We start from the raw sequence: 22,224 nt of genomic DNA, 5'->3' as shown, positions 1-22,224 counted from the left end.
GTTTATATGGAAGGGGAGGCTGCACCCGATCACGGAATAATAAAAAATGAAACATACAAATTACCGTACTCAACATGGAGACGGTCATGGAGGTTACGATTATGAAGACACTGGATTCATTAACGTCATATCAAGTATTGCAGCATCGAAGACTGAAGGATATCCAGTCGGATGGAGCCTTGCTTGAGCACAAGCGCAGCGGGGCCAGAATCATTCTGCTCTCGAATGACGATGAGAATAAAGTATTTACGATCGGATTTCGGACGCCGCCGGTTGACAATACGGGGCTAACGCATATTTTGGAGCATGCCGTTCTTTGCGGGTCACGCAAGTTTCCTGCCAAGGATTCTTTTGTAGAACTGGCTAAGGGCTCCTTGAACACCTTTCTGAATGCGATGACCTTCGCGGATAAAACGATTTATCCGGTAGCGAGCCGAAATGATCAAGACTTCCAGAACCTGATGGATGTTTACATGGATGCGGTTCTTCATCCCAATATTCACCATCAAGAAGAAATATTTCTTCAGGAGGGCTGGAATTACAATCTGGAAGCGGTGGATGCGGAGCTTAAATATAACGGTGTCGTGTACAACGAAATGAAGGGCGCCTTTTCCGCGCCTGAACGGGTCGTATACCGGTCCGTGTTGAACACGCTGTTTCCGGATACGATCTACTCCTATGAATCCGGCGGACATCCGGACGATATTCCTAACCTGCAATACCAGGAGCTGCTGGCGTATCACTCGAAATATTACCATCCTTCCAACAGCTACATTTATTTATATGGAAACATGGATATGGAGGGAAAGCTAAAGTGGCTTGACGAGGCGTATCTTGCTCATTATGACCGTGCTGACGCAGCTTCGGACATCGCGCTTCAAGCTCCGTTTCATCAACGGGCAGAAGCCGTGAGGACGTACCCGATCGGAAGCGGAGAATCGGAGGAGAATCGCTCTTATTTGACGTATAATGCGGTGATTGGAACGAGCCTGGATCCTGAGCTGACGATCGCTTTTCAAATATTGCATTATGCGCTGCTGGGATCGCAAGGCGCCCCGCTTCGACAATCCATCCTGGACCAAGGGATTGCGAAGGAAGTGTATGGAACCTATCAGAGCCGAGTCTATCAGCCGTTCTTCAGCATCGTTGCGAAGGGGAGCAATCAGAGGGATCGGGATCAATTCGTCGATACGATTACGAATGTATTGAATGACCTGGTAAGCAATGGTATCGACAGGGATTCACTGCTTGCCGGCATCAGCCTATACGAATTTCAATACCGCGAAGCCGATTTCGGCCGTTACCCGAAGGGCTTAAGTTATGCGCTGCAAGCGCTCGGGAGCTGGCTTTATGATGATAACGCTCCATTTGTACATTTGGAAAATCATCATATCTTTAACCGGCTCAGAGAAAACATGGATAAACGGTATTTCGAGGGGCTGATTGAGCGGTATTTGATCCGAAATACGCATGCATCCATTGTCTCTGTCGTTCCGGAAAGCGGGCTGAGCATCAAAAAAGAGCAGAAGCTCAGAGCTCGTCTTCAAACTTACCGGGATCAGTTGAACCCGGATGAGCTGCAGCAGCTCGTCGATCGCACCAAGGCTCTTAAGGCATACCAGAATGAACCTTCGACGAAGGAGCAGTCGGCAACGATCCCCTTGCTTTCGCGGGAGGATTTGGATCCGAAATCGCCAAAGCTCGGCCTGGAGCTTGATCGATTGGACGATACCACGATCTTATATCACCCACTGTTCACAAACGGAATCGGTTATTTGCGGTTATGCTTTGATCTGTCGAACGTTCCACAGGAATTACTTGCCTATGCCGGCGTATTGGAGGGGGTAATCGGATCCGTCGACACAGAGCGCTTCAGCTACCATCAACTGGCCAATCGGATTAATATTCATACAGGCGGGATCCACACGAGCATCGACGCATACGGCAGTACAAAGCAGGTTAATGGCTATAAAGCCGTATTTGAATTTCAAGCGAAGGTGCTGTACAGTCAGCTGAGCTCCGCGTTCGAATTGATCCAGGAAATGATCCTGTCCTCGAAATTCGACGATACCAAACGGCTGTATGAGTTGATCGCACAGCTCAAATCCAGCGAACAGCGGAAGCTGATTTCATCGGGTCATTTGGCGGCAAGGGAGCGGGCGTTGTCCTATCATTCCGCCGTGTACAGTTTCCGCGATAGGGTGGGCGGGATTTCGCACTACCGGCTGCTGGAGCATTTGGAGAGCCATTTTGACGAGGAGAAGGAGGGGCTTATTCATCGGTTGAAGGAGCTGGCCGGCTGTATCTTCAGACCTGAAAATCTGCTGGTAAGCTATACGGCAGAGCAAGAAGGCATAGCAAGGGTAAAGCCCCTGGCGGCTGCGTTTAAAGGGAAGCTGTTTCATCACCCGGTGCAGCGGGATACGGTGATTTTCACGCCGGAGTTTCGCAATGAAGGCTTCAAGACATCGTCCGAGGTCCAATATGCAGCCCAGACAGGCAACTTTATCGATAAGGGATATCAATATTCCGGATCTTTGCGCGTACTGAAAATGATTCTATCCTATGATTATTTATGGAACCAGATCCGGGTAAAGGGCGGAGCTTATGGCTGCATGACCGGATTCCAGCGGGACGGTAACAGCTATATGGTATCCTACCGGGATCCGAACCTTGCTCGAACATATGAGGTTTATGCGCAAATCCCCGATTATTTACGCAGCTTTAAGGCGAGTGACCAGGAGATGACACGTTATATCATCGGTGCGATCCGGGAACTAGAGCCTGCGAACAGCCCGGCAGCTGCTTCTGCGAACGCGCTGGCCTCGTATCTTTCCGAGTTTGATGATGATGATTTGCAGAGAGAAAGGGACGAGGTGCTGAATACAACGGCGGAAGACGTTGCGGGTCTTGCTCCGCTTGTTGAATCGGTTCTCGAACTGGGGAGTAAGTGCACGGTTGGGAATGAAGACAGCGTAGAAGCCCAGAGGCAGCTTTTCCACCAAGTTCTTCCTTTGTTTGAGAAGTAATTAGGGGGGCAATGCTTTGCGGGTCTAAACGCTCTACACCTTATCACATGCCGTCGATCAACCACAGGTTGAGATGTCTATCGATCATATATATCGATCAAAAGTCGCCAAAAATCGGCGGCTTTTGTGATTTTATGTGATAAGTTCTTGTCCCTAGCATGAAATCGTTTATAATTATCAGATAGTAGTAGATATTTTAATCTATAAATATTTATAATAGACTAGAATGATATGGTGATCATTACATCGGAACTGGTTCTTTGTTGAGGTGACGTTTTGCTTAGATTTTATAAGCGGCGGCGCCTACTCTTTTTTTGCAAATATAGTGGATAAGGAAGGATATCATGAGCAGCATTCAGAAAAAAACAGACGTCATCTTAATTGGTGCCGGAATCATGAGCGCGACATTGGGAGCATTACTGAAAGAGCTGGCGCCGGAGTGGGAAATCAGCGTATTTGAGAAACTGGCAAGTCCAGGGGAAGAGAGCTCCAACGAATGGAATAATGCAGGCACGGGACATGCTGCGTTGTGCGAGCTTAACTATACATCCGAAAAACCTGATGGATCTATAGATATCAGCAAAGCGATTAAAATTAATGAGCAGTTTCAGCTTTCACGTCAGTTCTGGTCTTATCTGGTTAGCAGCAATCTGATCCGCAATCCGCAGGACTTTATTATGCCTATTCCTCATATGAGTTTGGTGCAAGGGGAGAGCAATGTTAGCTTTTTAAAGAAACGTTTTGAAGCGCTGTCAAACAATCCATTGTTTCAAGGAATGGAATACTCCGAAGATCCGAAGAAACTGAAGGAATGGATTCCGCTGATCATGGAAGGACGGACTTCCAGCGAACCGATGGCGGCCACCAAAATTGATTCCGGAACGGACGTTAACTTTGGCGCTTTAACGCGCATGCTGTTCGACCATTTGAAGAGTCACAACGTTGAGGTTCACTACAAGCATATGGTGAAGGATATTAAACGAACCAGCGACGGTTCTTGGAAACTTAAAGTTCGTAATATCGACACCGGTTCAGTAGAGGAGCATACGGCGAAATTTGTCTTCATCGGCGGAGGCGGAGGCAGTCTGCCTTTACTGCAGAAGACGGGCATTCCCGAATCCAAGCATATCGGCGGTTTCCCGGTAAGCGGCCTATTCATGGTATGCAACAATCCGGAGGTTGTCGCGCAGCATCATGCCAAGGTATATGGGAAAGCCAAGGTTGGCGCTCCTCCAATGTCGGTTCCGCATCTGGATACAAGATACATCGACAATAAGAAAACCCTGCTGTTTGGACCTTTTGCCGGCTTCTCGCCGAAGTTCCTGAAGACGGGCTCCAATCTTGACCTGATCCGTTCCGTTAAACCGAACAATCTGCTCACAATGCTGGCAGCCGGCGTTAAAGAGATGGCGCTGACGAAATACCTGATCCAGCAAGTGCTGCTATCCAATGAAAAACGAATGGAGGAGTTGCGGGAGTTCATCCCGAACGCCAAGAGCGAGGATTGGGAAATTGTCGTAGCAGGTCAGCGGGTACAGGTTATCAAGGATACGGACGCCGGCAAAGGCACGCTCCAATTCGGTACGGAAGTCATTAGCGCTTCTGACGGCTCGATCGCTGCATTGCTCGGCGCTTCGCCAGGTGCTTCCACGGCCGTTCACGTTATGCTGGAAGTGCTGCAGAAGTGCTTCCCTCAGCATATGAAGGAGTGGGAGCCGAAGATTAAAGAAATGATTCCTTCTTACGGTGTATCCCTCGTGGATCAGCCTGAGCTGCTGCAAGAAATTCATCACTCCACTGCGAAGACGCTTGGTCTAAGCGAAAAAGAACTCGTCCATAGTTAATTCTTTAATTATATTGATGAGATCGATCTCTCAATTTTCATTGATGATCGGTTCACAGAAGAACCTTAATCCGTCTTTGGATTGAGGTTCTTTTTTTGTATTGTGCTTGATGAGATGACTAGATGTGAGCAAAATCCGAACAATAGGCGGATGGGTTTGATCGTTGGCTGGACTTCAAGGTAGTATATTCCTGAAGGCTTGAGGAGCGATGAGAGGAGCAAGATGATTTTGGTACAGGTACAAGAACACGGATTGGGTCTGGAACGGCTTAAGCTTGAGGCCGCCCATTTTATACAAGCATGTTACACTGAATTACATAAACCGGAAGCTGAATTGAATCAACGCCTGGCTGAAGTACAAACGCAAATCATGGAGTCGGGTACATACGAGCATACCTATGAGGAGTTAACCCATGGCTGCCGCATGGCTTGGAGAAACAGCAATCGCTGCATTGGCCGCTTGTTTTGGGAAGGACTTACCGTGTTTGATGCCCGTCATGTCACTACCGATGAGGAGATGGCGGATGCTTTGTTCAAGCATATAGCATACGCTACGAATGGCGGCCAAATCCGTCCTGCAATAACCGTTTTTAGACCGGCAGATCCTCTGAAGCATAAATCCGATGCGCGAATATGGAATCGTCAGCTTATACGATATGCTGGCTATGAGACGGATGATGGGATGGTTGGGGACCCGGATTCGCTTGCGTTGACATCGTTATGTCATTCGCTCGGCTGGGAGGGAAAGAAAACGCCATTCGATGTGTTGCCGCTGGTGATAAGCGCACAAGGAAAGGAACCCCGTTGGTTTGATATCCCCAAGGAGCTTGTGCTCGAGGTGCCGATTGAACACCCGGAATACCCGCAGTTGCAGGAGCTCGGCATTCGGTGGTACGGAGTGCCGATTGTGTCCGACATGCGGCTTGAAATTGGTGGTATTTCTTATACGGCGGCTCCTTTCAACGGTTGGTACATGGGAACGGAGATTGGCGCTCGCAACTTGGCGGATGAGCAGAGGTATAACCTGCTGCCGGCACTATCCGAGATCATGGGGCTGCCTGCAACGCATGAATCTACGCTATGGCGCGATCGTGCGCTTGTTGAATTGAATGTGGCTGTTTTGTACTCTTATAAGAAGAATGGGGTTACGATTGTAGATCATCATACAGCTGCCAAGCAATTTAAACGCTTCGAGTCAAATGAGGATAAGAGAGGCTGTCCGGTAACAGGGGACTGGACGTGGCTTATTCCGCCGCTGTCGCCCGCCACGACACATATCTTTCATCGTTCATATGACAATCGGATCGTGACGCCTAATTTTTTCTATAGAGATTCGGATTCAAGCTCGAATGAAACAATGCTTTAGTAAATATGGCGTGATAAACTCTAGATTAAGGGACAGTTGCATAGCGTACCGGCAATCGGCAGCGTTTAAACGTTTATAAGTAAGGATTGTTATAAATTTCACATAATGAGTCGATAAATTAAGTAGGGGGAAATCATGACAGAGGCTTACATATCGCCAAGCAGCACATGCACGGAGAAGTGTCGCACCCTGGTGTGTTTTTTTGCCGGTATCCTGACATATCGGAATAACTTTGAAGACGCAGCCAATGAGATTGCGAAAAGATTTCGTCATGCTAAAATTGTGATGATTTTCCCCTATGGTTTGGCCAACGGCAAGCAAGGTTCGGCTTTAATCCGTCTGTTGACCCGTCAATTGAGTCAAGCAGGCTATGACTTGGTTCGTGATCAATCGCGCCGAGTTAAGGAAGCATCACACATCATACGGGCGCATGCAGCCGATGTGGAACGGTTGATTCTGATCGGTCACAGCGCCGGCGGCGTGATCGCATACCGGACTGGGCTTGAGTTGCAAGAACACTACGGAGATCAGCAGATTCGAGTGTTTGCTGTGGGCTGCCCGAAATTTTATTTGAAGAACATTCCATATAATGAGAACTTTACATATATAACAGGCCAAAATCGAGACAGAATCACGCAAATCGGCAGCTGGCGCAAACCAGGATCCAGAATATATAACGGTAAGCCTGGACGCGAAATTCAAATGGACTTTAATCCGGATCATCAAGGCTGGCGGTTTCACGCATCATATTTCTTAAAGTCGTCTTGGGCCGACGCTAATGAAACGTTTCGAACGAACTCCGAGGAACTGATTGCCAAGATTTATGAATTATGTCCGGATGATTGAGTAAGAAAGAGGTATGAAAGTAAGAATGAACATGGATGAGTCATGGCTGATGGATTGACTGTGAAATGACTAAAAAACGCTCAGGTTTTTAAACTGACATCTGTTTCACAAAACTCGTATTTTGTACATATGTTTAAGAATCCGGAATCGTCCTTTTATCGCCGCTCCGAAGATGCCAGCTTTCGAAATAGAGATAGCTTCTCTATACTAAGAAAAAGCACTAGCCATACTATTAACAATTGTTTAAGAAAAGCACAAAAAAGAGGCAACGTTCCGTCCCCTCTTCAATCGCTTTATTAAGCGGGTATCCTATATGGGCAGACCGATTCCGTTTTTTGCTCCGCACGCAGCCAGAGCTTTTGTACACTATTTAGTTCGTGTGCCAAAGTACCAAACGAAATTCGAAATCTATATATACTCATACAAGAACAACCCTCCGTCCCTAAAATTATTTTGTAGTATAGCAATTAGCAATAAATTTAAAATGATGCAAGCCGTTTATTAAATTAGAGGTGTATGGGGAGCAACCAGTCGGCTGGCACACCCAACTCCCGGCTGCTCTTGACGATGTTATCCAGTCCTATCTTATTGACCGCCATGTTGGACACATCCGTCATATAAAACCCTTCATCCAAGATGCGGGCGGAGTCCTTACTTGTCAATGCAGGTACAATCACGTGCTGCAGCCAATTGCTTGCATAAGGCAAGAAGTTTTCCGCAGAAATATTGGCCGTACGCAGCAAAGCATGGGCATGAAAATAGCTGTACCAAGCGCCGTACAACATCGTGAGCATTGCCAGATCATACAAGAGTACCACACCCGTATCATCGTTAAGATAGGTTGCGTTTCCCCCCATCACTTCAAGGATCGGCTGATACGCATCAAAGAGTTCCTTTCTACCGCCATAAAGGATAAGTGCATCTGGACTACCGATCAACGGGGGAACCGCCATAAATGCCCCATCCAAATAATCGATGTTTTTTCCAAATGCCCATTCCTCCATGCGGCGCGCTTCGTCCGGAGTCCCGGTGGTCAAGTTGGTGATGAGGCGACCAGCGAGCTCCGTCTCGAGCGGTATAAGTGTGCTTTTGACAACTTCATATGTCGACAAACAGACCACAATTACACCGCTTGCCTTAACGGCCTCTGCTGCTGTTTCAGCTCGAACTGCACCGTTGCCCATAAGACGCTCGGCTTTTTGCGCAGATCGATTCCAGACAGTCACGGTCAGCCGCTAGATAAGCGGCCGCCAATGCTTGACCCATATTCCCGAGCCCTATGACGGAAATGGGAATTAATTCGTTTTTCTTGACTGGGTTATTATTAGAAGAGTATTCTGTTTTTCCTCCTTGATATTGACGCTTTATTTTCCTTGCCCCCCGGAATATAATGGGAATAACTCTAGTGCGGGAGGATTGAATGAAATGAAGATAGGCGAATTGTCACGCTTGACAAATGTCAGCACGCGCGCAATACGACATTATGAAGAAAAAGGATTGCTCATGTCCGAAAGACTCGAGAATGACTACCGCGATTTTAGCGAGATTCCAGGCTGGGATCAGCCAGGCACCTTCCATTCTGTCGATCTATGGTTTTTCTTCGAAACACTCGCCAAATGCTGGCGGCCATTTACAGGTAAGCATTATGATCTGGCGCGCCAGATGTGTAACTATCTGTCCCATTTCATCGCGACAGGTGACCCGAATGGTCCGGATTCCACCGGCAAACCTCTGCCCTATTGGATTCCGGCCAGCACTCACCAGCCCTATCGCATGGAATTTGGTGAACAGGCCGGGTTACAGCGTGCAGAGCCTGGGCCCGTGCTTGAATTGGTAATTGAGCAGTATTTCAAAAAGCAGAATGAGCCTGTTGTGTAAGGGTTTGATGCTACTTTAATAGTACAATAAAGAGCCGTGCACATGTGCACGGTTTTTTATTGCGGCTTTAGCCAGTTGAGCTCGCGAAGCGTGCGAAACAAAAAACCACCCGCTATGCGGGTGGAGGGATCGAGGTTTGACCAACAAGACCATTCCGATAAAATTGAGATGTTCAGGCTCAATAATGAAAGGAATGGTCTTAGATGGCAAACAAGAGCTATAGTTTAGCTCACACGAAGTGGATGTGCAAGTACCACATTGTGTTCACCCCGAAGTATAGACGGAAAGAGATTTATAATCAAGTGAGGAAAGACTTAATCGAAATATTCAAACGATTATGTAAATACAAGGGAGTGGAGATAATCGAAGGTCACATGATGCCCGATCATGTACATATGTTGGTAGCAATTCCCCCAAAAATCTCAGTATCATCATTTATGGGATACCTGAAGGGGAAAAGCTCACTCATGATATTCGAGAAGCATGCTAGCTTGAAGTATAAATATGGTAATCGAAAATTCTGGGCGGAGGGATACTACGTCAGCACAGTGGGCTTGAATGAAGCCACCGTGGCAAAATATATCCGTGAGCAAGAAGCACATGACCAAGCAATTGATAAACTGAGTGTGAAAGAGTATGAAGACCCATTCAGCAAAAACAGTAACAAGAAGAAGTAAACCAGTTTAACTGGTAAGTGAAAGTGACAAATTACACTGAGCCTGAACAATTTTATTGTCAGGCTAGCGTCTTTAGGCGCAGTTTGGCAACAAGGGGTTATACCCCAAGAGCAAACCACCCGTTTGACGGGTGGTTCTGATTTGCCTTGCCTGTTTTATTACTTACTCCTTTTTATCAATGCAGTTTTGCATCAGTTGATGCTTGGTAAGTGTACTTTACTCACATTTAAACGCACCTGTGTATAAAGTGCAGAATTTTAATTAGAATTGTGTATCTAATCGGCAATCGGGACCGATTCAAGATCATATTCATTAAAGCAATACACGTTATCAATGACCAATAGGCCTCTTCTTGCCAAATAAATCGATGCGGTTAATCCGGTAAGTCCGCCGCCGATGATGGCGACATCGTAATGTCCCATGTTAGCCACCTCACCTCATCGACTATACAAATTTTAGATTCTCGTTAACTTTAGTTAAGTAATGAAGTGAATAGGAAACATGAATCACTTGAAGTGCCAGCCACCTATTTTCTTAACACTTAAATAAAGTACTAGGAGGTGATATGTGAGTGTTAGAACATGTATTAGCACCTGACCCCAGTTAATGTTATATTTATAGGGATTCATTACCGAATTATTCCAAAATAGTCTGGAGGCCATTTGCATGGAACTAACTCACACTCGCTTGCTAAATTGAAGGGAAAGGTTAACTTTACATCGGAGCCGGTTTCAAGGCAATATGGGATTAGAAGCTTAAATTTCAGAGATCCAGCAGGAAACTTGATCGAGTTGTATCATGAAATTCCGATGGGGTAGGGGGTATATTGAATGAGTACGATAAGTTATGAAGAATTTGTCCAATTAGTAGAAAAATATAAGATTCTTCCGTTCGCAGCGTTTATCCCAGATTATCCATCGTTGACAGCTGCGGCGGATCATAACGACTGGCATTCAGGATCCGGCACGGATCCGTGGTTATGGCGTATTCGGATTGTCCAAGACGGTGTTGCTGCATATGGAAAGTTTTTTAGTGATAAGGCCTGCTTCATTCAAACCGATTTTTTTCCCATAGTCAGGTCCCTCCTATCATCCGGCAAAACCATTGAAGTACGTTATAATGACGGTCTGATATCAAGAACAGCGTATCATATCTATAAAGTCTTGTGCGAGCATGGAAATACCGATTCGCGAAATTTGCGGAAATTGACCGGTTTGGATAAAAAAGAAAACAAAAAAGAATATGAAAGATCACTGGTTGAACTACAGAATTATGGTGATGTCGTTATTACTGGAGCAGCAAAACAAAATGAAGATGATTCAGGCTGGAACAGTATGTGCTACCAACCTTCGGAATTATGGTTGAGCTCGATTCAGGCAGGAAGTGACGATGTACTCGTCGATGATGCGAGGATTCGGTTGAAATCGGAATTATCCGAAATTTGCTCTGAGAAGTCTTTTAGATTCTTCGCAAAGAAACTAGCTCTCTGAACAAACAACAAAGCCGCTAAATTTAGCGACTTTCAAAGAAAATATCCTATGATGCATGGATAGCCCCCTTCGTGCCCCATAATGAAGATTCTCCTGAAAAAAGCTAGGGAAAGAAAAAAATCCCTAGCAACTAAATTAGCGACTTTCTATGAGGCCATGTTCTTGTCCCACAGCAAAAGCTGAACAGTTAAAACGGATAACTAGTTCGAAAGGAGCACCTTTCTGCGGTGCTCCTTCTCTACCAATCTATCTTAATGCGAATATTAATTTTTCTTCAGTGTTTCTACAAGCTCGTTCAAGCGATCCCAGGTTTGAGTAATGCCTTCCAGCAATCCCATGTCGAGAACCGCTTGAAGGGATTCCTCTGAATCGAATACTGAACGGCTGACCAATTTTGTTTCTCCTCCCAAATCAAGGAATTCCATCGTCACTTCAGGAGCAGGCATAGCTTCATTGATATTGCCATCCTCATCTGAGAAATAATCAGTGTAGACAATTTTTTCTGGCTCCACAATTTCCTTATAAATTGTCTTGTTCCAAGATTCCATACCGTACTCATCCTGATTTTGATCCACACATTTCATGCAGTAATGCCAAACACCGCCTGGTCGAAAATCGATGTTGCAAACAGGCAGTTCCCATCCATGGGTACCCCACCAACGCTTTAAGTATTCTGGCTCTTTGAACAGTTTGAATACAAACTCACGCGGGGCATCAAACACACGCTCTAACACAAGCACCTTATCATTTTCCACTCTAGAAATCATTACATGTTTGGACATTGTAATTCCTCCCTAATTTCAGTCGTTAGAACTCTCCCTCATTCTTTAGCTCCTTCAGTAGACGATCCAAATTATCGAATCTTTCTTCCATAATTCCTTGGAATGACTTGATCCATGACTCCAAGGATTGAAAGGGCTCGGGTCTAAGCTTGTAATATCGACGGTTAGCTTTAGCAAGTACCTTCACAATCCCACAATCACTCAACACTTTTAAATGTTTAGATGTGTGAGGTTGACTTAGTTTAATCTGATGGCTAATTTCACCAACTGTTAGAGGGGATTCCCGCAATAGTTCAATGATAGCTAATCGGTTAGGTTCCGCTAATGCCTTGAGTGTTGTTACATCCATGTTTGGGGTTTCTACTGGCATGCGACTCACCTCGTTCTTATAAGTCCTCGATCATATAATGCAGTGTCTCAGCTCCTTCTCATCAAATAATAACTACTATATGGAATATAACAAAAACGGTATATAACTTTCAAGTAATATTCGAAATTAACACCTATCGCTTTCATTTTCTTTCGCTGGTTCAATAACAATGAGGACTTAAAGGGATAGTAGGTTAGTCATCTTTACCTTTTATTTTGAGAGAACCTACACCAATAATTGCTCCCAGTATAACTAAAACTATACTGGCTATAATTTCATAACCTTGCAAAGCCTCGATGTAATTTACGAGAAACCAACTTGGTCCCCCACTTGTCAATCGGTTTATGATACCTCCAACTCCTTGAATTAATAGAAGTAGACTTACACCGCTTGCAATCTCTTTCATAATGTTACATCCCCTTTCCAAATAATTAATTTCACGATAGAATTCCTCTGATGCCAATATTGAATAAAACCGCTCCAATAACTGCCACTCCCACTAATACGGAAGATAATGGAGCTTTTACTAATTTTGTTCTTAGTTTTTCAAGCTTAGTCTGTATCCAGCCTCGAAATAATTTATAAATGAACAATAATAAGATTGAAGGAAGTACCATAAGCACGTTATAGCCGAGTAAAATACTTATGGACCAACCCGTATTTAACGCTAAACGATCCATTAATAATATCGAATAAAAATACGGTAAAGCTGTGGTAAACTCGATCGCAAAAACAATAATGCCGAGTATAATCATCGCACGTATTGATACTTGCTTAGGTAACCATTCCAAAAATCGGGATTCCATTCCTTTTTTAGGCTTATAATAACTAATTAGTACAAAGACGACTCCAAGTACCGTATAAAACCAACTTGAAATTTGATTGTTAGACATGTTATCTATAAAACCAAGTATCTTCCCGACTCCCAGGTAAACCAGGATCCCCATCATGAAATAACAAAATTGTGTGGATAATAAAAAAATGATCAAACGCGATGTCAATTTTTCTTTTTGTATTAGAAGGATATAAGCTGTGATCGCCAGTACCCCGGGGCTTAAGATATCAATGAAAGCACAGAGTACAATAATGAGGAGTGCTGTTGTGGAATTTATGTTGGCAGGAATTAATGATTCCATGATTTCAAGCACCTAACCATCCCCCCCCTAATTTTATTTATTTAACACACTGTGATAAAATGATAATAACACAGTGTGTGAAAAAATCAAGAGGTGATTTGAGTGCCGAAAATTGTTGATCATGATCACAAAAGGAAAATTATCGCCGAAACGGCTTGGGAAATTATTGAAAAGGAGGGCATTGAAAAAGCATCTATCCGAAGAATTGCATCTGAGGCTGGTATGTCTACCGGGGCACTAAGACATTATTTCTCAAACCAAGATGAATTACTATTATTTATCATGGAATATTTTCTTGCCCGGGGGAAAGAAAGATCAGATAACAAATCATGGTCTCAAGACCCTTTCATTGCGGTACAAGAAACATTGTTAGAATTAGTTCCAGTGGATCGGGATAAACAAACTGAAACTAGCGTTTGGCTGGTTTTCGCGATTCGCTCGCTTACAAGTGTAGCTCTAAGCACGAAAAAAGATGAATTAACTGAAGGAGAATATATTTTAATGGAAGCGCTGCTTAAAATATTGATAAAAGCAGGCTGTGTAAAGAAAGACATCAATATTGAAATTGAGAAATTAAGGCTTTCGGTAGTTATTGAAGGTTTATCCATACATGCTCTATTAAGACCAGATATATTTACAATTGAAAAAACGGAACAAATTATTACTCACCACTTAAATGAACTTTGCAATCAATAATGCAGCTAGAATAAAAATAGACACCCCTTAGTGATAATGAGTTGAACATTAATCCAGGCACATTACGTAACTGGCCCAAAAAGTATCGGGTAACGAGTCTGTCAAAAAGAACTAAGGTTTCAATTTATCGAAGAGCATCGCTCCAAGTTTCGTTTGGAGAAGATGTGCGTTCTCTTTCACGTGTCAAGGAGCGGTTATTACAAATGGCGTACCTCTGAAGCTTCTGAACGGGAAAAGCGTAAGGTTATGCTAACTGAACGTGTGAAATGGCACTTCTACGACTCCGATGAAACCTACGGCAGTCCCAGAGTACGAAACGGGCTGGTGGTGGAAGGATGGACGGTATCGGAACGTACGGTGGGTCTCATTATGCGCGAACATGGTCTTCGTTAAGTTTGATACTTATCTAATCGGTAATCCGCTCATGTTTTTGTCCTTGACTCGGACAGGCCGTAAGTACGACCCTGTGAGTGCTTTAACACTTCCCGAAATCATTCTTCACGATATATCACACGGCTTGCAGCAGTGACTATGATTGAATAAGCCAATCTGTCTCTAACGCATTCCAGTTTGGCGCAGGCACATCCGACCTTGCCCTCCATTCGGCAAAGTCCTCATTCAAGGCTGTGAGTTCAACTGCTGTCCCATAAACTAACCCGCTAACCGGAAGCACGAAGAAAATCTTCAACGCCCAGCGGATTAAGTTTGGATAGCCGGTAATCCAAGACGTCTGCTTCGCAGGGGATAAAGGGTACCCCAATGATTCAAGTACACGGAAGCCCTCTCCCATCGCCGCCACTAACTGATGCATTCGCCTGTCATCGCGGACAATATACACGAGAAAATACCTACCCCTCTCCCGGGCAGGTATTAAAGGTGAATCGTATGAATGGCTTACCAACATTGATCACTAAAATATTAGTCCAGAAGGCTGTAGATCTGAATGCTCTCCACCTTGGCATTCTTGATACGAAACGACATCACATCCACATAATTGGATGGCTCGTAACGGAATTCATCCTCCTCATTAGGGGATCCATCACCAAGCAGTTTCCCCTCAGGGTAGGCGTTTTTGAGTGTATCCAGGCTATCTCCTGCTTTAATGTTTCGCACTGTTGCGTACTTAGGATCTGTAATTTCAATATGAAAGATGGAGTCTTGTTTCCCCTCCGGTATGCTGATTGTTTTAATCTCCAGACCAGGATACGTATAAACCTTCTCTGTAAAACCGATTAACGTATCCATGTTTGTTCCATCGCCGGCACGGTACGTATGAGATTTCAGGTTATCCGGTTTGCCCAGCATCTGTTCCATCTGATCTTCATTTGCTGTATCCGAAATCGCAATGGTGTGCTCATTATAGACAAAAGCAAGCTCCTTCAGCACCACATTGCCTTCCTTCTCCATCGAACCTTCCTTAATAGCTTCAGCACTTTGTCCTTGCGAATTTTCTGAAGCAGGCGCAGTAGAAGTTGATGCTCCTTCGCCTTTGGCCTGTTCGTCGGGCGTGTTTTTTTCAGCCGAGTTCTGCGCCGCTTCTGGCGACTTGGCACCATTGGACAAACAGCCCGTCAGTGCCATCGTTAGTAAAATACTCAGCAGGAAAACAGCTGGAGCTTTGTTTATCCGTTTCATCATGATCCCTCCATAAATGTGTGATTTCTTCTTATGAAGTGATTATAAAAAAAGCATTTATTAGTCTCATAACAGAATTGTACCAATCTTGTAACGTAACTGCTTACGCGCGTTTTTTACGCACGGGGTAACACAATCGTAACGGTCGTTCCTTCCCCGATTTGACTTTCCAAATCGATATATCCATTAAACCGCTCTACAATCTCTTTGCAAATCGAAAGTCCAAGACCTGAACCGTTCGCTGTGCTTGCATTTTTCGCCCGGTAAAATCGTTCCTGTACTCGCTCCAGCTCATCGCCCGCGATACCGATACCTTGATCACGTATCCGTATAACTACCTCGCTTGGCGTATGTGTAAGCTTCAATTCGATTCGCGATGGACTGCCTGAATACTTGATGGCATTGTCCACAAGGTTGGCGATCGCATGGGACATCAGCATGGGATTCACGTTGGCGTGGACTCTCGTCAGAAGCTTATCCTCCGGTTCCGCTCCCGCCACTATGAACATAATCTCGATTCCTTTATCTTTGGCCTTGGCACCCATACTCATTGCGACTTGCTGAATCAGTTCGCTCATTTCCGTCTTCCGGGCTTCCAGTTCGTTAGAACCAGCCTTGTCGAATCGGGATAGCAACAACAGTTCATTAATCAAGCGCGTCAGCCGATCCGATTCCTGCAGCAGATGAGCATAGATTTTTTGCAGCTCCTTGTTCTCGTTCTCCCCTTCAACCAAGTATTGAGAGAAACCACGAATGGCTGCCAATGGGGTTTTTAACTCGTGGGATACGTTGGAGACAAATTGCTTCTGGTACTGAATGTAATCATGAAGCTGCTGCCCCATGGAATCCAGCCCATCTGCCAGCATGCCCAGCTCATCCTTCCGGTTTAGACGAACTCTCCGAAACTCCTGTCTAGAGAAACTTTGCGCAGCGCCAAGCAACAGCTTAATCGGTTTGGTTGTGCTCTGGGCAATCCACAGACTGGATAACGTAATCAGTACAATAAATCCGCCTGCACCCGCAAACAGGATATAACGGATTTGATCCATAATCGCATAAAAGTACGAAATGTCCTCTACGAACTCATACACATATGCGTTCTCGTAATATTGATTCTGAATGGGAGTCGCAAAATATAGCAGATGATCTTCCGTTACGGTGTAGGCGTAACTGCCGCTCAGGGCTTTCTCAATATTCTTATTAAAAATAAGAGGTTTGCCATCATTAATGATGATGCCATCCACAGCCAAGCCCAGCAACTGCTTGGAGCTATCATAGATACGGACTTCCTTGCCTGAAGCTTTCAGCTTCTCCAGAGCAAGTCTGACGATTTCTTCTGTCTGCGGTTCTTCTGTCGATGATCTATGCTGTGCCAACACCTCACGGAAGGACAACTCGGACAGATCCGCCTTCTCCATCATCTGTTTTTCAATGGTAATGAAGCTGTAGTAATCGATGGCTTTATTCACCGCAAAAATGATGATGCCAAAGGACAGCACGGAGAAAAATAAATAATTCAGCAGTAACCGGGTTGCATACTTCAGGCCTCGCCACCTCCAAGTTGATAGCCAAATCCATAGATCGTCCTGACATACTTCGGTTCGTCTGCGTTATCCTCCAGCTTCTTCCGTAATCGCATGATGGTCATATCCACACTGCGACTGTCTCCCATAAAGTCATATCCCCATCCGATCTGCAGCAGCTCATCCCGGGTAAAGATTTTGTCTGGCCTTTTGAGTAACGTTTCCAGAATTTTAAACTCTTTGGCCGTTAAAGACACGGGTACACCGTTTTTCAGCACCCTTCGGCTTTCCAGATCGAATGTCAGCTCTTGATGAACGATGCGTGTAGATTTCACTTCTGTTCCTTCGCTTGATTCCTCCTTGCTCTCGTTTCTTCGCAGAATGACCTTGATCCGAGCGAGCAATTCACGATTGTCAAAGGGTTTGGTCATGTAATCTTCCGCCCCTAGCTCTAGTCCGAGCACCTTGTCGATCACCTCGTTTTTGGCAGAAAGCATGATCACAGGAACGGCACGTTTCCCGGTGATTTCCTTGCACAGGTCATATCCGGAGCAGTCAGGCAGCATCAAGTCAAGCACCACCAGGTCCGGTCCAAAAGCATCGAGCAGCTGCAGGGCTACTTTACCGTTTTCAGCCGTTTGAACGACGTAGTTTTCTCTTCTCAGTACGAGCTCAATTAAATCTCTGATTGCGACTTCATCGTCAATGACAAGTATTTTCTTCAATGCGCACCCCTTCTAGCCTTGTTCCCCAGCTTGAATCATCATTTACCCTCATCTTAGCACAGACACTTTAGATTCCTCCACCAACTGGATGATGAGGTATATTCCACTGAGCCTAACATAACTAGTAATGAACCCGAAGAAAGGAGAACAATCAAAGGATCTTCACGCAATTCCTTGTCAATGGACATACACGTCTCCTCACGGCCTTTCGAAACGCTTTTCTTTTCCTGAAATGCTGGCTACCCTCATACCAATAGCTTTCATTTTCACTTCAACAGGATAGCTAACTCTAGTTGCCGACAAAAAAACACCTCCAAGATGATCTCCATGCCCTACGACATGGTTGCATTTTCTTGAAGGTGTTTTAATTTGTCTTACATTATGGGGGCAGTTTCCCTCCCCGGTCAATCCTTGATGCCTCACTATATTTATAACGAAAGGCTTCAGGCGTTTTTTTGTTATACCTGTAAGATTATAATAGGATATAATACTGGTACTAAAGGGCTTGGAGACAAATGGAAAATACTGTGTTGTTTTCCTTTTTATATTAAACAAAATAAGAAATATGGAGATGTAGCGATATGACAGATTATCCAACTAGTAAGGATATTTTTCGGGAATGTTGTTCCAGGATTGCCGCGGCCTGCGCGCCATGCGGTTTCAAATACAATAAATCCAGAAGAAAGATGATTAAACCAATCGGTCCCTTTACAGCTGAGATAAGTTTTTTAAGTCACTCTTCCAATATAGCCGGCAGTTATTTGGAGTTTAATACTAATTCCCGGATCATAAATACGCACAGCGGAAAAGTATACTGGGAGATCAGCTTGAGCAGCTTCCGGGACAAAGGCAAGGTATGGAATTTGGCCAAGGAAGCCACTCGAGAGCGGGAACTGGCAGAAATAATCACGTTGATTCAAAATAAGGTCGTTCCATTGATGGACAGGTACGAGGCGAATCTTGAGGAGATCCTTGAGGAGGTCATCCAGAATGGATGGTTTTTGCCGAATGCGTATCCAATGGAATTCTATGTGCTTGACGTTCTAGACCTGGTGGTTGATTTCGGCTCACCTGAACAAATACGTGAATGCGCGCATCGATACATCCGCCACTTATCGGAGGAAATGCAGGAAACCTTCGAGAACGATTATAATGCATATCAACGGGATGGACAGCCTGCAAGTACAATAGCATTTCGTAAATTAATCCCTTTTATGACCGAGCGCAACATTTCACTACCACTATAAAATGAAAGGATATCGACTATCCCAATCCACACAGACATCTCATTGTTTGTTTTGCTTGTTCAATGATTGAGTTCATAACAATCAACTCCTATACATCTTATAGCATCACTTGCAGCAATTTCTGATAACGTTTTGTATTTACGACTTTCTGGCCTCTTAGAGTCGCTGCTTATAGTTGTGAGGCTTGCCGAACACCTAATGCAGTAACGCCACGACGGACTTAGGGGCTGGATGAGGTCACTCGCTTCTCAGTGTGACCCGAAGCGTCAAAAATGGTGTTAGTCGAAGGAAGTTCTGGAAGCAGCCATGGCATTTAAGGCCTTCTCAAAATAGCTATATACTTCATCCGCAATTCCCAGAAACTCTTCAACAAGTACATTATTACCATCCAAGTAACAAGCATACAGATATTCAACTAAAGCGGAGTCAATCTCACAATAATTTAATATGGCATTCTTCATCTTAATAATGTCATCTTGCCATACACCTGTATCTTCTAAAACCAGAGAGTATAAAGCACGAATTAATCTCTTAGAGTAACCTTTAATATATCTGGCTTTCATTGTGTTATCACTAGCATTAGAAAGTAAACGATGTCTACGATCTACTTCCTTCTTGGTCTCTGCATTTAAGTCTAAAATGAAATCTGGAGAAATAATTATCGGTGGTACTTTTTCACCAACGTCATCACCATTTATGCAAACACAAATGATCTTTACCCAAAAACCCCAATCATTTGGTTTACTTAATACATCGTCAATCGAGCAAATTGTCGTATCAATCTTAGTTAATACTGGATATTCTTTCAAAAGACTGTCATTAATATTTGACAATCTTTCGTAATCAATATCTTTGGGATTTACACATACAATAGTAAAATCTGCATCTGACTTGAAAGGTTTGGCAGTTCCTTTTGGAATCGAGCCACACATATAGATGCTATGAATCTTCCCTTTAAATTCGGTAAGTATATGATCTATATACTTATCAACAAAATCCTTATATTCACTTTGTATTACAATTCTTTTTATAACTTTTTCTAATTTCATATAGACTCCTCCTAAACTAAGAATTTCTTTTGGCTAACGTTTTTGTATTCACGACGCCTGGCGAATGCCAGGTGTGTCCGGCAGCCTCTGCTTCCCCGAAATCCTCTGCCGGACCGAGGGCGTATGCCCGATGCGTGAATATGGTGTTATATGACGGCGCGCTGAACCAACCTACATGTCTTTTAAGAGCCATTCTAAATCAAAATTATACTTTTTAATTAGTTTCTTCTCTTCGTATTGTGCAATATAATCAATTATTGTTTCTAGAACTCCTGTTTGAATAATCATCGAAAGATTTGAAGAGGCGTCCTTTATTCCTCTTTGCTTTTCTAATTCCAACATTCGTTCTATAATCTCTTTAAATCCTCTTAGGGATTCTTCATCTTGATAAATAAACTCCCTGTTGAGGTCTATACTCTTTAATTCTTCCTTATACTGCGCAATTTTTTCAGTCTGTCTTTTTTCATCTAAATCAGCACTTCGTTGGTAAGGTCCAAGACGGAATTCTGTTCTCCATTTGACAAATAATTCTTTCGAAATCCCCAATTCTTTTGAACCATCCCACTGGTCTAAATTTCGATCTACTACTAGTTCATACATCACTTCTTTCAAGGGTTTTCCATATCTCTTCTCGATTTGCTCTTTATACTCTTTATTAGTAATCAATTTTTGTTGCCTCCTTATTTCTTCGTACTGTCATATAACGTCTTATTTACGAACTTTGTAAATAACTTCACTATGTAGAGTATTCGCGAAATCAATAAACTCCCCTGCCTGTTAGCTTAATAAATTTAATTAATAGTTCAATGCTTATCTAATCGGTAATCGGTACAAGTTCTTGTCCTTGGCTCTGGACAAGAACTTGTACCTATAAATCAAAAAAGCCGCTATTTTAGCGACTTTCAATGGGACCATGGTCTTGTCCCTCATGAAAATTATCCATTTTAAAGTATTCGCGAAGTTATTGAAAATCCTGCCCGTTAGCATTATGAATGGGAACATGGTTAGATACTTATCTAATCGGTAATCGGCTTATGTTCCTGTCTTTTACGGCTATCGGTACAAGTTCTTGTCCCCCGTCAACGGTCACCCGCTGTCTGTAACAGCAAGCTTTAGATGCTACTCTTAGGGAGATGACTTAACATTATTGAACTAGCTTGGTACAGATAAGCTTACCACCTGCGAATAGCGCATATAAATGAAATAAGTGCCCCAATCGATGCGATTGTCCGCACATGATTCCACGGTACCCAACTGTCCAAATATTCCCCCCATGTCTAAGCCCCCTCCGAGCTACCAGAAGTCGCGGCGGCTAAAGTGTCGTTGAGCGGAACATTGAATATAGCCGTGACCATAAATACTCCGAAGATGATGAGCAGGCTTCCAACAATTACGTATATTGCGCTAGTTCTACCCATTTTAATAAATGAAGCTATCCCCAATACGACACTCAATACCGTTGTGCCCATGAAGACCAACATAAAGGACGATTGTAGAATCGTCGAATTGATGCTCTGCATGGCGGATATACCTTTTTCGACCGGGAGCTTGGCAAGCGATTGCATGACGAAGGCAGAGAAGGCGAAGAATACGCCAGCCAGAAGGCCGGCTCCCACTGCGGATGCATAGGTTAAATAATAGAGCAGATTTATCATCATCTATCCCCTCCCGCTATCCATAAGTTGAATTTACGAGCAAGTTACTGCAAGTGATTTCAGTCATTGTTCTTACAGAGGTTTCGCATAACATCTTATCTACGAACTTACCAAATAACTCCATATGTAGAGAATTCGAGAAATTATTGAACTCCCCTGCTCGTTAGCTAAATAATTTCCTTAATGAAAAAGTTGATGCAGAGACAATAGCCCCGATCCAGGCGAGTCTTTTATATGTATTTATTGTCTTCACCTTTAATATTACTTTTTTGTATAT

General features: G+C 43.9%; 20 protein-coding genes and 2 pseudogenes. 10 read left to right on the top strand and 12 right to left on the bottom strand.

What is annotated here, in order from left to right:
* Positions 1–101 precede the first annotated feature (101 nt).
* The 4 genes from MKX76_RS08275 to MKX76_RS08260 all read left to right on the top strand — a co-directional run bounded on the left by MKX76_RS08275 (position 102) and on the right by MKX76_RS08260 (position 7,084).
* The gene (locus tag MKX76_RS08275) at positions 102–3,029 is read left to right on the top strand and encodes an insulinase family protein (protein ID WP_210095498.1); all 2,928 of its coding nucleotides are present in this window, start codon (positions 102–104) and stop codon (positions 3,027–3,029) included.
* Between the two features lie 344 nt (positions 3,030–3,373).
* The gene (locus tag MKX76_RS08270; protein WP_028404302.1) at positions 3,374–4,873 is read left to right on the top strand and encodes a malate:quinone oxidoreductase; all 1,500 of its coding nucleotides are present in this window, start codon (positions 3,374–3,376) and stop codon (positions 4,871–4,873) included.
* A gap of 222 nt (positions 4,874–5,095) precedes the next feature.
* Positions 5,096–6,238, top strand: a complete 1,143-nt coding sequence (locus MKX76_RS08265; RefSeq protein ID WP_051425038.1) for a nitric oxide synthase oxygenase — start codon at positions 5,096–5,098, stop codon at positions 6,236–6,238.
* A gap of 135 nt (positions 6,239–6,373) precedes the next feature.
* The gene (locus MKX76_RS08260; protein ID WP_341033441.1) at positions 6,374–7,084 is read left to right on the top strand and encodes a lipase family protein; all 711 of its coding nucleotides are present in this window, start codon (positions 6,374–6,376) and stop codon (positions 7,082–7,084) included.
* A gap of 506 nt (positions 7,085–7,590) precedes the next feature.
* Here MKX76_RS08260 and MKX76_RS08255 read toward each other — a convergent pair.
* A complete protein-coding gene (locus tag MKX76_RS08255; protein WP_445669838.1) occupies positions 7,591–8,310 on the bottom strand; it encodes an NAD(P)-dependent oxidoreductase in 720 nt (239 codons plus the stop codon).
* Between the two features lie 199 nt (positions 8,311–8,509).
* On the opposite strand from MKX76_RS08255, the pseudogene MKX76_RS08250 reads away from it, so the two are divergent.
* Positions 8,510–8,629 (top strand): annotated as a pseudogene (locus tag MKX76_RS08250) (MerR family DNA-binding transcriptional regulator); the annotation flags it as partial.
* Positions 8,630–9,165: 536 nt separating this feature from the next.
* Entirely contained in the window at positions 9,166–9,639 is a 474-nt protein-coding gene (tnpA, locus tag MKX76_RS08245) for an IS200/IS605 family transposase (RefSeq protein ID WP_007127619.1), read from the top strand.
* A gap of 332 nt (positions 9,640–9,971) precedes the next feature.
* Here tnpA and MKX76_RS29745 read toward each other — a convergent pair.
* Positions 9,972–10,061 (bottom strand): annotated as a pseudogene (locus MKX76_RS29745) (FAD-dependent monooxygenase); the annotation flags it as partial.
* 408 nt (positions 10,062–10,469) lie between these two features.
* On the opposite strand from MKX76_RS29745, the gene MKX76_RS08235 reads away from it, so the two are divergent.
* Positions 10,470–11,129, top strand: coding sequence for an AlkZ-related protein (locus tag MKX76_RS08235; protein ID WP_341033439.1), 660 nt, complete (start codon positions 10,470–10,472; stop codon positions 11,127–11,129).
* Positions 11,130–11,392: 263 nt separating this feature from the next.
* Here MKX76_RS08235 and MKX76_RS08230 read toward each other — a convergent pair whose 3' ends face one another.
* From MKX76_RS08230 to MKX76_RS08215, 4 genes are all read right to left on the bottom strand, one after another.
* On the bottom strand, positions 11,393–11,911 hold the full coding sequence (locus MKX76_RS08230) for an SRPBCC domain-containing protein (RefSeq protein ID WP_007131420.1): 519 nt from the start codon (positions 11,909–11,911) through the stop codon (positions 11,393–11,395).
* Positions 11,912–11,936: 25 nt separating this feature from the next.
* Complete coding sequence (locus tag MKX76_RS08225; RefSeq protein WP_007131421.1) at positions 11,937–12,281, bottom strand: ArsR/SmtB family transcription factor; 345 nt, start codon at positions 12,279–12,281, stop codon at positions 11,937–11,939.
* Positions 12,282–12,474: 193 nt separating this feature from the next.
* A complete protein-coding gene (locus MKX76_RS08220; protein ID WP_028407015.1) occupies positions 12,475–12,687 on the bottom strand; it encodes a hypothetical protein in 213 nt (70 codons plus the stop codon).
* A gap of 31 nt (positions 12,688–12,718) precedes the next feature.
* On the bottom strand, positions 12,719–13,429 hold the full coding sequence (locus MKX76_RS08215) for a GAP family protein (protein WP_007131422.1): 711 nt from the start codon (positions 13,427–13,429) through the stop codon (positions 12,719–12,721).
* A gap of 90 nt (positions 13,430–13,519) precedes the next feature.
* On the opposite strand from MKX76_RS08215, the gene MKX76_RS08210 reads away from it, so the two are divergent.
* Entirely contained in the window at positions 13,520–14,113 is a 594-nt protein-coding gene (locus MKX76_RS08210) for a TetR/AcrR family transcriptional regulator (RefSeq protein ID WP_007131423.1), read from the top strand.
* A 246-nt stretch (positions 14,114–14,359) separates the two neighbouring features.
* Positions 14,360–14,506: an IS3 family transposase gene (locus MKX76_RS08205; RefSeq protein WP_210095507.1), complete on the top strand. Its 147-nt coding sequence runs from the start codon at positions 14,360–14,362 to the stop codon at positions 14,504–14,506.
* Positions 14,507–15,031: 525 nt separating this feature from the next.
* On the opposite strand, the gene MKX76_RS08200 is transcribed toward MKX76_RS08205, so the two are convergent.
* The 3 genes from MKX76_RS08200 to MKX76_RS08190 all read right to left on the bottom strand — a co-directional run bounded on the left by MKX76_RS08200 (position 15,032) and on the right by MKX76_RS08190 (position 17,996).
* Positions 15,032–15,751, bottom strand: a complete 720-nt coding sequence (locus tag MKX76_RS08200; protein ID WP_100085264.1) for a hypothetical protein — start codon at positions 15,749–15,751, stop codon at positions 15,032–15,034.
* Between the two features lie 113 nt (positions 15,752–15,864).
* Positions 15,865–17,217 carry a sensor histidine kinase gene (locus tag MKX76_RS08195; protein WP_341033436.1) on the bottom strand — a complete coding sequence of 451 codons (1,353 nt, stop codon included), beginning with the start codon at positions 17,215–17,217 and terminating at the stop codon, positions 15,865–15,867.
* 71 nt (positions 17,218–17,288) lie between these two features.
* On the bottom strand, positions 17,289–17,996 hold the full coding sequence (locus tag MKX76_RS08190) for a response regulator transcription factor (protein ID WP_213614113.1): 708 nt from the start codon (positions 17,994–17,996) through the stop codon (positions 17,289–17,291).
* A 581-nt stretch (positions 17,997–18,577) separates the two neighbouring features.
* Between MKX76_RS08190 and MKX76_RS08185 the strand changes: the two genes are divergently transcribed.
* Positions 18,578–19,243 (top strand): hypothetical protein, encoded by a 666-nt coding sequence (locus tag MKX76_RS08185; RefSeq protein ID WP_341033434.1) that lies wholly within the window; start codon positions 18,578–18,580, stop codon positions 19,241–19,243.
* Positions 19,244–19,521: 278 nt separating this feature from the next.
* On the opposite strand, the gene MKX76_RS08180 is transcribed toward MKX76_RS08185, so the two are convergent.
* From MKX76_RS08180 to MKX76_RS08170, 3 genes are all read right to left on the bottom strand, one after another.
* On the bottom strand, positions 19,522–20,292 hold the full coding sequence (locus MKX76_RS08180) for a nucleotidyltransferase (RefSeq protein ID WP_213614117.1): 771 nt from the start codon (positions 20,290–20,292) through the stop codon (positions 19,522–19,524).
* A gap of 171 nt (positions 20,293–20,463) precedes the next feature.
* Positions 20,464–20,958, bottom strand: a complete 495-nt coding sequence (locus MKX76_RS08175) for a hypothetical protein (RefSeq protein ID WP_213614119.1) — start codon at positions 20,956–20,958, stop codon at positions 20,464–20,466.
* A 611-nt stretch (positions 20,959–21,569) separates the two neighbouring features.
* Positions 21,570–21,950 carry an anthrone oxygenase family protein gene (locus tag MKX76_RS08170; RefSeq protein WP_341033432.1) on the bottom strand — a complete coding sequence of 127 codons (381 nt, stop codon included), beginning with the start codon at positions 21,948–21,950 and terminating at the stop codon, positions 21,570–21,572.
* Positions 21,951–22,224: the final 274 nt, after the last annotated feature.

The sequence above is a fragment of the Paenibacillus sp. FSL R5-0810 genome (assembly GCF_038002285.1).
Lineage (GTDB): Bacteria > Bacillota > Bacilli > Paenibacillales > Paenibacillaceae > Paenibacillus_AQ > Paenibacillus_AQ lactis.
This window is presented reverse-complemented; position numbering and strand designations above follow the sequence as displayed.

Coding starts and splice junctions, on each gene's coding strand:
- MKX76_RS08275 (WP_210095498.1), top strand. CDS start 102: ATGAAGACACTGGATTCATTAACGTCATATCAAGTATTGCAGCATCGA.
- MKX76_RS08270 (WP_028404302.1), top strand. CDS start 3,374: ATGAGCAGCATTCAGAAAAAAACAGACGTCATCTTAATTGGTGCCGGA.
- MKX76_RS08265 (WP_051425038.1), top strand. CDS start 5,096: ATGATTTTGGTACAGGTACAAGAACACGGATTGGGTCTGGAACGGCTT.
- MKX76_RS08260 (WP_341033441.1), top strand. CDS start 6,374: ATGACAGAGGCTTACATATCGCCAAGCAGCACATGCACGGAGAAGTGT.
- tnpA (WP_007127619.1), top strand. CDS start 9,166: ATGGCAAACAAGAGCTATAGTTTAGCTCACACGAAGTGGATGTGCAAG.
- MKX76_RS08235 (WP_341033439.1), top strand. CDS start 10,470: ATGAGTACGATAAGTTATGAAGAATTTGTCCAATTAGTAGAAAAATAT.
- MKX76_RS08230 (WP_007131420.1), bottom strand. CDS start 11,911: ATGTCCAAACATGTAATGATTTCTAGAGTGGAAAATGATAAGGTGCTT.
- MKX76_RS08225 (WP_007131421.1), bottom strand. CDS start 12,281: ATGCCAGTAGAAACCCCAAACATGGATGTAACAACACTCAAGGCATTA.
- MKX76_RS08220 (WP_028407015.1), bottom strand. CDS start 12,687: ATGAAAGAGATTGCAAGCGGTGTAAGTCTACTTCTATTAATTCAAGGA.
- MKX76_RS08205 (WP_210095507.1), top strand. CDS start 14,360: ATGCTAACTGAACGTGTGAAATGGCACTTCTACGACTCCGATGAAACC.
- MKX76_RS08200 (WP_100085264.1), bottom strand. CDS start 15,751: ATGATGAAACGGATAAACAAAGCTCCAGCTGTTTTCCTGCTGAGTATT.
- MKX76_RS08185 (WP_341033434.1), top strand. CDS start 18,578: ATGACAGATTATCCAACTAGTAAGGATATTTTTCGGGAATGTTGTTCC.
- MKX76_RS08180 (WP_213614117.1), bottom strand. CDS start 20,292: ATGAAATTAGAAAAAGTTATAAAAAGAATTGTAATACAAAGTGAATAT.
- MKX76_RS08170 (WP_341033432.1), bottom strand. CDS start 21,950: ATGATGATAAATCTGCTCTATTATTTAACCTATGCATCCGCAGTGGGA.